Origin of the sequence: Novosphingobium sp. KN65.2, assembly GCF_001368935.1 — a bacterium.
Classification (GTDB): domain Bacteria; phylum Pseudomonadota; class Alphaproteobacteria; order Sphingomonadales; family Sphingomonadaceae; genus Novosphingobium; species Novosphingobium mathurense.
In genome coordinates this window covers 1-12694 of the sequence record NZ_CCBH010000144.1, presented here as the reverse complement: position 1 = coordinate 12694, position 12694 = coordinate 1, and the positions used below count along the sequence as shown (strand labels likewise).

At 59.2% G+C, this 12694-nt stretch carries 12 protein-coding genes; 7 read left to right on the top strand and 5 right to left on the bottom strand.

What is annotated here, in order from left to right:
- Positions 1–7: 7 nt before the first annotated feature.
- The 4 genes from SPHV1_RS09210 (at position 8) to SPHV1_RS09195 (ending at position 3188) form a co-directional block, all read left to right on the top strand.
- Positions 8–568: a nuclear transport factor 2 family protein gene (locus SPHV1_RS09210; RefSeq protein ID WP_054945748.1), complete on the top strand. Its 561-nt coding sequence runs from the start codon at positions 8–10 to the stop codon at positions 566–568.
- Between the two features lie 23 nt (positions 569–591).
- On the top strand, positions 592–1032 hold the full coding sequence (locus SPHV1_RS09205) for a Zn-ribbon domain-containing OB-fold protein (RefSeq protein ID WP_054945747.1): 441 nt from the start codon (positions 592–594) through the stop codon (positions 1030–1032).
- Between the two features lie 50 nt (positions 1033–1082).
- The gene (locus tag SPHV1_RS09200) at positions 1083–1826 is read left to right on the top strand and encodes an SDR family NAD(P)-dependent oxidoreductase (RefSeq protein ID WP_082430932.1); all 744 of its coding nucleotides are present in this window, start codon (positions 1083–1085) and stop codon (positions 1824–1826) included.
- A gap of 183 nt (positions 1827–2009) precedes the next feature.
- Positions 2010–3188, top strand: coding sequence for an MFS transporter (locus tag SPHV1_RS09195; RefSeq protein WP_054945745.1), 1179 nt, complete (start codon positions 2010–2012; stop codon positions 3186–3188).
- A 68-nt stretch (positions 3189–3256) separates the two neighbouring features.
- On the opposite strand, the gene SPHV1_RS09190 is transcribed toward SPHV1_RS09195, so the two are convergent.
- Together SPHV1_RS09190 and SPHV1_RS09185 are read right to left on the bottom strand one after the other, a co-directional pair.
- Positions 3257–5563 (bottom strand): CoA transferase, encoded by a 2307-nt coding sequence (locus tag SPHV1_RS09190; RefSeq protein WP_082430930.1) that lies wholly within the window; start codon positions 5561–5563, stop codon positions 3257–3259.
- A gap of 11 nt (positions 5564–5574) precedes the next feature.
- On the bottom strand, positions 5575–6744 hold the full coding sequence (locus SPHV1_RS09185) for a thiolase family protein (RefSeq protein ID WP_054945743.1): 1170 nt from the start codon (positions 6742–6744) through the stop codon (positions 5575–5577).
- A 350-nt stretch (positions 6745–7094) separates the two neighbouring features.
- Here SPHV1_RS09185 and SPHV1_RS09180 point away from each other — a divergent pair, with 350 nt between their 5' ends.
- A complete protein-coding gene (locus SPHV1_RS09180; RefSeq protein ID WP_054945742.1) occupies positions 7095–7535 on the top strand; it encodes a nuclear transport factor 2 family protein in 441 nt (146 codons plus the stop codon).
- Positions 7536–7640: 105 nt separating this feature from the next.
- On the opposite strand, the gene SPHV1_RS09175 is transcribed toward SPHV1_RS09180, so the two are convergent.
- Together SPHV1_RS09175 and SPHV1_RS24390 are read right to left on the bottom strand one after the other, a co-directional pair.
- Positions 7641–8369 (bottom strand): dienelactone hydrolase family protein, encoded by a 729-nt coding sequence (locus tag SPHV1_RS09175; protein WP_054945741.1) that lies wholly within the window; start codon positions 8367–8369, stop codon positions 7641–7643.
- Between the two features lie 297 nt (positions 8370–8666).
- Positions 8667–9320, bottom strand: coding sequence for a VOC family protein (locus SPHV1_RS24390; protein WP_082430929.1), 654 nt, complete (start codon positions 9318–9320; stop codon positions 8667–8669).
- Positions 9321–9449: 129 nt separating this feature from the next.
- On the opposite strand from SPHV1_RS24390, the gene SPHV1_RS09165 reads away from it, so the two are divergent.
- Both SPHV1_RS09165 and SPHV1_RS09160 read left to right on the top strand, forming a co-directional pair.
- Entirely contained in the window at positions 9450–10010 is a 561-nt protein-coding gene (locus SPHV1_RS09165; RefSeq protein ID WP_054945739.1) for a hypothetical protein, read from the top strand.
- A 136-nt stretch (positions 10011–10146) separates the two neighbouring features.
- On the top strand, positions 10147–11340 hold the full coding sequence (locus tag SPHV1_RS09160; RefSeq protein ID WP_082430928.1) for an amidohydrolase family protein: 1194 nt from the start codon (positions 10147–10149) through the stop codon (positions 11338–11340).
- A gap of 53 nt (positions 11341–11393) precedes the next feature.
- On the opposite strand, the gene SPHV1_RS09155 is transcribed toward SPHV1_RS09160, so the two are convergent.
- On the bottom strand, positions 11394–12635 hold the full coding sequence (locus tag SPHV1_RS09155; RefSeq protein WP_082430927.1) for an MFS transporter: 1242 nt from the start codon (positions 12633–12635) through the stop codon (positions 11394–11396).
- Between the last annotated feature and the right edge of the window lie 59 nt (positions 12636–12694).

Genomic DNA, 12694 nt, shown 5'->3' with positions numbered 1-12694 from the left:
ATAGACCATGATTGCCCTGAACGACGAAGAACTGCTCGCGGCCATGCAGCCCGAAAACCGCGCGATTTTCATGCCGCTGGAAAAACGCCCCGGTCCTCGTATGACGCCACTCGAAATGATCGAACTCAACGGGGAACATAGCCGCCGTTTCTTTGCGGGTGATTTCGACGGCATCATGGAACATTCGCTCATCGACGATCCGGTCTATGAATTTCTTCCTGCTCGCATCCGGGTCAGGGGCAAGGAAGCAGTGCACCGCTATCATGAACTGAATTATGAAATCGTGATCGCACAGGTCGATCCCGAACGGCGGGAGACGCCCGCAGATGCGGGCGTCACCCTCACGCGATCTTTCGGCGAGAACAGCTTCACCACGGAAATCAGTACCATGCTCAAGATCGGGACGGGTGAACCACAGCGTTGCTACTTCAACGCGGTCATCACGTTTCAGGATGGCAAGATGGTGGGCGAACGCGTCTGGATGGACCAGAAGATGAACGACTTCTTTGTCGCCGGGCTGGAAAAGGATCCAGAATTCTTCAAACTTCCGGGCGTCGAACGGTTTTAAGCGTCAAGTCACAGGAAATAGTCATGGTCGTGCTTGAGCCGGAAACCGCGGTCCATTCAAAACCGTTACCAGAATTGAACGGTCTCAACGCACCCTTCCTCGAAGGGCTGCGACGCCACGAGTTTCTGGTGCCACGGTGCCGGGACTGCGGCGATTATCACTGGGTGCCGTATCCGGCATGCCGGACGTGCCTGTCAGACGCCTTGAACTGGACTCCCGTTTCCGGCCACGCCCATCTTTATTCCTACACGGTCGTGCACCGCGGGCTGGGCGCATTCGCGGAGGAAGCACCCTATGTCGTGGCTATGGGGGAGTTGGTTGAGCAGCCGCGCCCCTGCATTGTCATAGCGCAACTGGTGGGGACCCCCTGGCAGAACATCCATATCGGTCAGCCGCTGCAAATCGGCTTTGTGGACGTGCCGGGCGCAAACGCCACGTCCTACCGCTGGGTCGTTCGCGAGTGATCCCTGCGGCCTTGGGCCATTCGATGGCGGGGTCATGAAACAGTGGTGAGGTGACTGTGCACGACTTGCGCGGCAAACGCATCATCATCGGCGGTGGCGCAACGGGAATCGGGGCGGCTCTGGCGGCGCGCCTGACAGGTTGCGGCGCGCATGTCGTCGTCGGTGACATCAACAGTGCTGGGCTCGATGCCCTGATGTCCGATTTGGAGGGTTCGGAAGCGGCGGTGCCGGTCGTTTTCGATCTGGCTGATGATGCGTCCATCGATCGCCTCGTCCAGCGTTGCGTCGATCAGTTCGGCGGCGTGGACGGCCTTGCGATCGCCGGAGCCGATCTGTCTCCCACGACAGCGGACGCAGATCGCCCCGTGCTGGATATGGACTCAAGAGTCTGGGAACATGTGTTCCGGGTCAACACGATCGGTCACGCCAGACTGATGAAGGCGGCGATGCCGCACCTGATAAATGCGGGCGGAGGCACCATTGCCGTTGTCACCTCCGGAGCGGCGTTCATGGGTTCGACGAGCTGGCCCGCTTATGCTTCATCCAAAGCGGCGCTGGGCGCGCTGGTGAGAAGCGTTGCCCTTACCTATGGCAAGTTCGGCGTGCGTTGCAACGGCGTCAATCCCGGACGCATCGTCAAGGAAGGCGACTATGAAGTGCCGATCAATGCGCTGGACCGTGTTGGCCGGCCCGACGATGCCGCGCGCGTGCTGGCATTCCTGCTTTCGGAGGAAAGCGGCTGGATCACCGGACAGATAATCTCTGCAAACGGCGGGAGTTCTTTCAGGGAATGATGTCTTCCGCTTTTCCAGGGCGTCAATTGGTCGCATGGCGATCGCCGACATCTCTCTGACTCAAATCGAAAAGAGTTCTCAATGGACAGAAAATCACCGGGACTGACGGAATGGAAGGCATACTGGCCGTTGGTTCTGACGGCATTTCTGGGAATGTCCTACCCACCGGTAGCCTATTATTCCATGGGCCTGTTCATCGAGCCGCTTAGTCAGGACTTTGGCTGGAACCGGACCGAAATTGCGATTGGCGCCAGCATTTCCGCAATCATATCGGTCCCATTGATGCCGCTGGTGGGGGCACTTGTCGATCGTTGGGGAGTTCGATTTCTGGCCCTGCCCGGCACGATTATGACTGGCGCATGCATTGCTTCTTTTGCGACCGCTAACGGGAATCTGACGCAATGGGCCCTCCTGTGGGGCATATTCGCCCTTTGCCAGGCCTTTTTGAAAACGACCATCTGGACCGCCGCCGTCATGTCGCGGTTCGTTGCCTCGCGGAGCCTTGCGGTCGCTGTCACACTTTGCGGCGTGTCCTTTGCGAATATCGTTGCGCCGCCCCTCGTCCGATGGCTGATCGAAAGTTTCGGGTGGCGAACAAGCTATGTCGCCATAGGCATTGGCTGGGGACTGCCCGTCTTCATCCTGTGCGCGCGGTTCCTGTACGATGGACATGATGACAAGCGGCGGGGCGATCCGGTCAAAGCTGGCGGGCCGCAGATTTACGAATATGGGCTTTCGATCCGTCAGGCACTTCGCAGTGGTCCGATCATCCGTGTCGGTGCCGCAACGCTCATCACGCTGCTGCTGACCGCCTGCCTCGTTGTGCACCAGGTGCCGCTGCTGATCGAGGCGGGGCTCAGCCGTACATCGGCAGCCTATCTGGCAAGCCTGTCCGGCTTCGGGGCCATTGCCGGAAGCCTGGTCAGCGGTTGGCTGATGGATCGTTTCCATGCCGGGACAGTCGGGGCGATCACTAACGCGATGGCCGCAGCCGCCCTCTTGCTGTTGCTGGAACCGTTTCGAACCCCAGCGCTGATCGTAACCGCCATGTTGGTGATCGGCTATGCGAGCGGCACCAAGCTGCAACTCTGCGGCTATCTGACCAGCGTTTATGGAGGCATGAAGAACTACGGGAAGATATTCGGTGTCATGGCCAGTATCATCGCCGTCAGCAGCGCCCTTGGCCCCATGCTGGGGGGTGTGATCTACGATACTACCGGCAGCTATTCCGTTTTCATCCTGGGTTCGATCCCCGCAAGCCTGTTTTCGGCCATGCTGCTGGTTGGCCTGGGCAAATATCCTGACTGGAGCGCGGTGGAGGACGAACCTTTCGCGGATCGAACGGTAGCGGTAGCGAAGTAAGCCTAAAAAACTGAAGGCCGCATGACATCATCATGCGGCCTTCCCTTACTGGCAGGGCTTCAACCGGCCTATCGGTATGAGACGCCGCCGATGCCCGGTAGTGGCTCGCCCTGATGAACCGCCCCGCTGGTGATTGCGCGTTCTATCTCGCTGGCGGAGAGACCAGCCGTTTCGAGCAGTTCGGAACTATGTTCCCCAGCACCCGCCGTCAGCAGCGTGTCCGACCGCTCGGTTCGCGCGAAGCGGGCGAGGCGTTGCGGCACATAGAAGTCGCCTCCCGTATTGCCCCGCACGGTCGTGAGATAGGCATCCCGCACCAGCGGGTCAGCTGGCAGTTCGCTGATATTGCGGGCGGGAACTGCCGTGATTCCGTGCGCTTCCAGCAACGAGATCGCATCTTGCCGGGACAGTTTTTGCAACGCCTGGGAAATCTCGCCGATAGCGGCTTCGTCGGACAGCGCCGAAGATTGCAGCAAGCCTGCATCGACGAACTGGTCGATGCTGTTCGCCAGCACCCTGACATAGCCGTCGGCAGCGGGATAGAAGCGATCGATCTTCGAGGGTCCGGCAAAGTCCCGACCGCCGATGCGCGGAGCAGGACAGTGCTGATAGTGAACCAGTTCGCCCGACTGCATGAACACCGAAGCGGCGGCCAGCGAGGTGGCAGTACGTTGCCCCATGCCGGTGCGCGCGCGATGGAACAGCGCAAGGCAGGCCGCGAAAGCGGCGGCGCATCCACTCGAAACGTCATTGACGGCGACGCCGATGAAGACCGGATCACTGTCTCCACCCTGGGCCCTCTGCATGCCGGACGTAGCTTGAATCATGGGATCGAAAGCGGGCCGGTAAGCTGATGGGCCGGTTTCGCCGAAACCCGTGACCGAAACGGAGATCATGTCCGGTTTGACGGCGGTCAGCGAGTCATAGTCGATCGCCAGGCGCCCCAGAACGCCAAGCCGGTAATTGTCGATGACGACGTCGCTCACGCCGGCCAACCGGAGAAAGGACTCGTGCCCGATGCCGTTGCGCAGGTCGACCTCCAGGCTTCGCATGCCGCGGTTGTAGTGCGATCCGACCATGCGGAACACATCGCCACCCCGCGGTTCGACCTTCACCACGTCCGCGCCAAGTTCTGCCATCAGCATGCCCGCATAAGGCCCGGCGAGCATAGCTCCGAGATTGAGTACCCGAATGCCGTCCAGCGGCCCGCGACCGGACCGAGGGGACTTCTGTTTTGTCGGCACCGCCTGCTCGGGCCAGGACGGCAGATCATCCAGCGCAACGAAACGACGGGGTGAGGAGGCCTTGGCAGGCGTGCCGAACAGGTCAACGAGCAACCCGCCCATCACCACTTCGCCATGACGCGGGTCAGTCAGCACCTGACGTTGACCCACCGCCCGGATCTGAGGATCGTCAAGCCAGTTCTTGCTTTCCCCGACAAGGCCGACGGGGACATCGGCCGCGTCAAGCTGCTCCAGCCAATGGTCGCTTGGTTGGGAAGCGAAGGCATCCTCGAACGCCTTGCGAACCCAGCCGCGATTTTCAGGGCTGTGCAGGTTCGTGAATACCCCGTCAATCCGGGGATCGTTCCAAAGGTCTGCGATACCCAGCACAGCCAGGGCGGCTTGCTGGAACTTGGGCGTGGGCGCTCCGAGGAATACCCATTTGCCGTCAGAGCAGCGATAGGAGGAGTAAGGCGGGTTCGGCCCACCCGGCCCGACCGCCGTGTTGATCGACGGCGCGGTGGGGTCCATCACCAGCGTCGCGATATTGGCCACGATCGACCCGTGGAAACCATCGACGACCACCTGCTGGCCGAAACCCGATTTTTCCCGCTCGACCAGCGCTGCGACCGCAGCCGTCGCAGCCCACAGGCCCTGTTCATAGGAGATATAGGGCGTCACGAGATCGATGGCACCGCCCTCAAATGACCCTTGGCGGAGAGCAACCCCGGATGTTGCCGCAAGAAGATTGTCGACATCAAGGCCGCCGGCATCAAGCGCAACGCATGAGGGCATGTGCAGGTGAACGAGCCTTGGCAGCGCATCGACATCAAGATCAAGTTTGGCGATGGTCGCGTCGTCACTGGTGACGCAAATGTCCGCGCCGCGGAGGAGTTGACGCACCACATCGATGCTGGATTCAGTGCTCCAGTCCAACGACGTGCATAGCTTGTTGCGATGCCAGACCGCCAGTCCGGGAAGGTCGGCGGACGCCGTCCATGTCGGCGGCTTGATATGGATGATTTCCGCGCCATAATCGCCCAGTAGCATAGCGGCGACGGCGCTCGCGATGGTACCGCTCAGGTCGAGAATCCGAACTCCAGCTAGTGCTTGATGATTATTCATTACATCCTCTTCTTTATTTGGTTTCATGGGCCGCGCGCCTAGTCGGCCGCAAGCACCAAACTGCCGCAGACCCCGTGTACGGCGGCACCCTGCGAAAATGCGAAACCTATCTGCGCATCCGGCACTTGCCGGGCGCCCGCCTCGCCGCGCAGTTGGCGCACAAGCTCGATGGCCATCATCCCGGTGGGATTGCCATTATGCGTGTTGGATAACAGGCCGCCGTCCGTGTTGCACGGCATGGACCCGCCAAGGCGGGTGTGCCCGGCACGGACATAATCCGCCGCTTCCCCTAATTTGCAAAAGCCCAGTTCTTCAAGGTCGCGGAGGAATGTGACTGAAAAACAGTCGTAAAGATTTGCGACATCAACCTCGCCGGGCGTAATGCCCGCCTGAGCGAAGGCGATTTCGCCGACCTTGCTCGCAGCCGAGCCTTCCCGTCCGATCCAGGGCGTGTCGATAGTCATGTACAGATCGGAATCCACAGCCTCGGCTCCGCCGATTATCCAGACCGGCCTCCTCCGGCAATCGCGGGCGATGTCGGCCGCAGCGATTACGATCGCCCATCCTCCGTCATTGTCCAGCGCGCAATCCAGTAGGCGAAGGGGGTCAGCGATCAACCGGGAATCCAGCACGTCCTGGACTGTCAATTCACCACGAGACCCCATGAGCGATGCCGGATTGAGCGTCGCATGATGTCGATGAATGACCGGAACCTGCGCCAGGTCTTCGCTCGTGACCTTGAATTCGTGCATGTAGCGCCTTGCCCACATGGCATACCAGGGGGCCATATAGCCGCCCCAGGCCATGCTTTCCCAAGTTTCTGCATGCATGGTCTGGTTGATCTTGCCGCGAGGGCCGATCTCCAGATTTGCCTTGCCGTGGAACAGGACCACCACATTGGCGAGACCGGCGGCGATGGCCGCAGCGGCCTTCTGAGCGCCCAGATGCCCCCCGGCGCTGTCCGTATAGGTCAGCGCCCTGCCACCCAATTGGGCTGCCCAGTGCTGCGCGGAAGGGAGCTTCAGCCCCGCCGCCTCCATCGTGATTGGCGCAACGATGCCATCAACCTCCGCCAGAGATAGCCCTGCATCGTCGAGCGCACCCTTGATCGCTTCTATCTGAAGCGACGTCGATGATCGCTGGAGGGACCGCCCCTGTTCGGTCGTATATATGCCTACCACTGCGGCAGAACGATGCTGAAAAGTCATAGGCCCTGTCCCTAAACTGCATGCATGACGGCGGCCCGGATGCCTGACATCGCACCCTCCCCCAGTATGGCATAATCTTCATATCAGCCGTGCATGGCACGGTTTTCGGCCTTATGCACTGCTGCGTGCGTCAAGAGTTAGACCAGCCCTTGGGCTTTGAACCTTTCTTTAGTAAGGCATTTATCGATGGTTCCTGCTCCCGGCGACGCTGGAAAAACCAGTCCGCCAGGCGCAGCCTCCCTGTTGATAGGTCATTCCTGTTATCATGTGGTCAAGGATGCGGATCATGCGTCGCCTTATTGGACGCTGTGGAACGCCAATATCGAATTTCGTCCTAACGGAGAGAGTGCATGTCGGACATTTGGAACGGGATCAACAGCCTGTATTTTGAGTATTGCGAAGCGATCAATTCGAACGATCCCCTGCGATACTCGATGACCTTTTGCGAAGATGGCGAAATCCGCATGACCGGGCGCAACCCGATGATAGGTCGCGACGCCATTCGCGGAAAGGCTAACCCGGAGGATTTCGGCCTCAAATTCCTCTTTCAGGTTCCACCCCGCTTCCATATTCTGGAACATGCCGCCGACACGGCCAAAGTGCGCGCCTACACCGTGGAAATCAGCAACCTCCGGGGCGTCGGCACTTATTATCTGGCAAATTATCTGGACGAATGCGTGATGGACGAGGGCGTCTGGCGCTTCAGGAAGCGTTTGGGCGATGTGCTTTATTGGGGGTCATCGGACATGATGGGCGACCAGTTCACCTATCCAGCGCCGGCCCGCTTCTGATGGTGCCGGATAGTTGACGCCATGGGGGAATGCGATCGCCGAGACTTTCGCCTTCCCCCGCTTTCATCGCGCAGCCAGCGTCACGGATCCGGGCCAACGCCTCATTCAGCGGAACACATTCTCCAGCAGCGTCAACGTGCCCGCCCATGAGATGTCGCTCGACAATTCATGGTAACTTAACCCCTCCAACTGCTGTTCATGGGCATATTTATCCGTGAAGCCATGATCCGCCGCGCCAAACAGTGTGATTTGATAGTCACGATGCCCCGCTTCGATCATTTCCTGCCGAAGCGCCGCCACATCCGCATCCGGCGCCCAGGGGTCCCCCCCGCCGGTGTAGATAACGATCTGGCCTTTGATGCCACCGGCTTGGGCCTTCTGATAGGTCGTCAGAATACCATGGTAGCTAATCGCGGCGCGCAAATCCGCGCCGCTACGCGCCATTTCCAGCGACGTGGTGCCGCCATAACAGAAACCAAGAGCCGCGATGCGCTTTTCATCGACATAGGGTAGACCCTTTGCGACATCAAACCATGCGACGGTGCGCGCGCGTTGCTTCGACGGGTTGTCCAGAAATTCCTGATAGGCAGGTCCAAAGCCTTCCGGGCCTGCGCCTTCCAGATGCGCGCCATACATGTCGGTGCAGATCGCAACATAGCCCAGAGCCGCCAGCTTCTTTGCGGCAGGCTCCACGACTTCCTTGTGCGCGATCCCCATGCCGCTGTGCATGACCAGAACAGTCGGGCGGGGTTGATCGCCATCGGGGCGCGCAATATAGCCTCGAAGCAGCGTTCCGGCATGCTCCAGTTCGATCGGCTCCATTGTTTCGAACATCTTCTTCCTTTCTGTTATTTTGTTAGCTCGGCCTACCGGACCATCGCCTCTGCCGCAGTCCGGACCGGTAAATCGAGACACAAATGCGGCCGCGACAGCCAGGGAAAATGGCTGGGTCGGCCATTCCACGACATTGTGGGCATGGTTAGCATCGCATGATCCTCGTTCGCACCGCGTTCGGAAAAGTCAACCGCGACAGTATGGATGCTCCATTGTGCTTGCAGCACTGCGCCCGAAGGCTTCACGAAGGAGGAAAGCATAAAACCTATCTTGTGAAGGGACGCCCCCCGAACACCGTCAATACATTTGCACCGTTTCCAGTAGATTACCTTCCAAGTCGTGCCAGAACGCTATCAGGGCGCGATGCTGCCTGTCATTCCGCTGTTCGGCGATCCGCCCGCCATTCTGCACCACCCGTTTGATCAGGCCATCAATGTCATCGGTGAAGAACACATGCACAGTCTGATCATGCGAGACCGCTCCATCATCCAAAAACTTTATCAGAACGAGAGGGACATGGCCGCCATCGGGGAATTTGAAAAGGATTTCTTCCATCGGCCGGTGATTCATGACGGACTTGAAGCGCATCGCCGGAACAATTCCGAACACATGCTGATAGAAGGCGGCGCTACGGTCGAGGTCGCGCACAATCTGCTTGGCCTGGAAGGTGCCGGGCGACAGGCTTTCCGCTGTTGCGGCGTGCTTGCCTGCCAGATGGCCTTGCCGATCGGGTGACGCTGTATTTCGCCCCCCATCCTCGCCTTGAGCGTACACGCCGCCGCCAAGGCCCGCGATGGCGACCACGGGCAGGACAAGCCGGCAAGCGTTTGACAGCATATTGGCGGTAATCATTCTCTCCTCCTCTTCTTCGACAAACAGGCGCATCGGTCGCAACGAGTGCTTGGTGATGCTCGCCGCCCGGCACACGGCCGAGTCGACAAAAGCCTCCACTGCACCCGATGCCGATTATCGAAAGACAGGTGCCGTGGATTCAACGAGGTCGAAGCTTCGCTCCCCAATAGTTGAAGGGAGGGTCGGACAAGTGCCGCTGCAATCCCGTCATAAAAATCAGGAGGATGAATGATTGGCTTGAATGATGATGAACTCCTCGCGGCCATGCGGCCCGATCTCCGCAATGTCGTCCGGTCCCTGGCAAACCGCCCTGGGGCACGAATGACCCCGCTGGAAATGATCGAATTTAATTGCGAACATGCCAAACGCTTCATGGCCGGTGATTTCGAAGGCATCATGAATCATTCGTTGATCGATGAGCCGGTCTATGAATTCTATCCCAGCCGTATCCGCGTGAGCGGCAAGGAAGCTGTTCATCGCTATCACCAACTGAACTACAACATCGTGATCGCGCAGGTCGATCCGAAGCGCCGCGTGACACCCGCCGAAGAAAGCGTGACATACACGCGAACCTTCGGCGAAAACAGCTATGGCACCGAGGTCAGCGGCTTGTTCAGGCTTGGCGACGGTGACTATCAGCGCTGCTTCTTTAATGCGGTAATTCCCTTCCAGGATGGCAAGATGGTCGGTGAGCGGGTCTGGAAAGACCAGAAGCTCAGCGATTTCTTCGTCAGCGCGCTGGAAGCGGACGGGTCGTTTTTCGATCTGCCCGGCGTGCAGCGATTCTAGAACGCTTTCCAAGCAGATGGAATCATTTGCTGACTCGGAAAACGCGCCAAAACAAGGAGCTAGAGCAACCGTTCCGATGGAATCGGATTGGGATCTGCTCCAGACGTAAAAAACCAGAAGAGGAAGGAGAGCCAACATGTCCACAACGACTTTGGAAGCCGGTTCCACGCTCAGGATCATCGATGCGGATACCCACTATACTGAACCCCATGATCTGTGGACCAGTCGCGCGCCCGCATCGTTGCGGGCCCGTGTGCCGCAGGTGAAAGTACATAATGGCGAAAAGGCATGGGTGATCGATGGCGACAATCTGATCGGTTTTGGCGCCAATCCCGCCAGCGTCATCATGAAGGACGGCAGCAAGCTGAATTCCATGCACAGCTTCCTCGCCACCCAGATCGAGGACGTGCACCCCAGTTCGTACGACATGAAGGCGCGGGTCGCGATGATGGACAGTCAGGGCATCTACGCGCAGGTGGCCTATCCCAACATCATGGGTTTTGGCGGCAGCCGGGCGTCCGACATCGATCCGCAGCTCCGCCTTGCAACGATCCAGATGTATAATGACGCGGTCGCCGAAGCGCAGGCCGAGTCAGGGGACAGGTTCATCCCCATGTGCATCATACCGTGGTGGGACATGAAGGCTGCGCTGGCTGAGATCGAGCGGGCGGCGGAGCTTGGCCTGCGCGGCATCGCGATGGGTTCGGACCCTCAGGAGCAGAAGGACAGCAACGGTGACCAGCTTCCCGACCTGGGGGATCTGCACTGGAATCCGTTGTGGGAGATTTGCGAATCGCTGAATTTTCCAATCAACTTTCACGTCGGCGCCAATGATTCCTCCATGCTCTGGATTGGCGATCTAGGTTGGCCGTCCATGGCTGACAATCTGAAGGCAGCCCTGCAACAGCCTATGCTCAGCATGCAGAACGGGCGCGTTGTCGGAAACATCATATGCTCCGGCCTGCTGGACCGCTATACGAAACTGACGTTCGTATCTGTTGAAAGCGGGATTGGATGGATTCCGTTCCTGCTGGAATGCATGGAATTCCAGTTCCACGAAACAGCGAGCGAGTTCAAATTCGACCTGACGCCCGCCGAGTATTTCAGGCGCAATTTCCTGGGCTCATTCTGGTTGGAGAACCGTAATCTTGCCAACGACATCAGGGCAGTAGGCGTCGACAGTGTCATGTTCCAGACGGACTTCCCACATCCTACATGCCTGTATCCGGTGGGAGACGTCGAAGGCCGGGTTTCGGGACTAACGGGGGAAGAACGCGCCAAAGTGCTCAGTCTGAATGCCGCACGCGTTTATAATATTCCTCTTTCCTGACCGACATGCGTCGGGCAGGCGATCGGTTCGGCCGTCGCCTGCGCGGCGCCCGCTCAGGCAACCTGTTGCCCTACATCTGGCAACGGCGGCGCGGCGGGTCGCGCCGCAGAAAGCATGACGACGACCACCGCCTGCACCACTGCGAAGGCGACGAACATCATGTCGTAATTGCCCCAGATGTCGTGAATTTCACCCGCTCCAACAGCACCAAGGGCGACGAATGCCGACTGGATCGGGATCATCAGCCCGCGCAATGTACCGTAGGAAGCGAGGCCGAAGACGTCCGCCTGCAACACCGGAAATAGTGCCGCGAATCCCCCGACTGAAAGGCCGAGCAGGGTGACGAAAATGAATAGCTGCACCGGACCGTGGATCAGGAGGAACGCCGCCGACAGGGGAATACCTATCATCAGCAATCCGATTATGAGGTTGAAGCGGTCGATGCGATCGGCAAAGACCGCCAGCAGCAGCTTGGCCGCGACGGCCGCTCCGGCGTAAGCGGACGCCATGAACGCGCCCTGCGTCATGGTCAGCCCATAGTCTAAGCCCAGCGGCACGACGGAGATGGCGAAGGTCGCCGAAATTCCGAAGGTCAGGGCGATACCAACAGCGATCAGCCAAAACTGCCGCATCTTCAGGAAGTATCCGACGCTCGCGGGTGGCTCCGCAACGGCCGCGGCCTGATCCGCGGACTCATCCGTCGTTCCCGGCTCGAGTTCACCAGGGCGTGGACGTTCGCGTACGAGGATCGCTACCAACATCAAGAAGATAATGAGGACAAGGCCTGTCACGAACAGCGCGGTGCGCCATCCGAACGCTTCCATGAGCAGCACCGTGGGCACCGGCACGATGACCTTTCCCATCGCCTGTCCGGTCACGGCAAGCGTCATGGCGCGCGCGCGATGAACCTTAAACCATCGCGTAACCAGCACCGTCATCGTCAACATGGCCGCACCGTCCAGACCGATGGCAATGCCGATCGCCAGCGCTATCATGCTGAGCCAGATCCAGTGCGACAGGGACAGGGTGATGAAACCCGCGCCGATCAGAAGGGCGGACACGCCCAGTATCAGTTTCAGGGGAAAGCGATCGAGCGCCCGACCGATAAAGGGCGCCCATATGGCGCTGCCCACATTTATCAGGACGAAGGCGCCGTTCATTTCAGCGCGCGACAGGCCGAATTCGGTGGACACGGGCACGACATATAGAGAAAAAGACGAAACGGTGGACCCAAATACAAGAATATAAATGACCGCTGCCAATATCACGATGCGCCAGCCATAATATAATCGCATCCACCCTCTCCCAGATTTTCGCAAATTTATGCTGGAAATCTTATTATTATGGAGGAGGC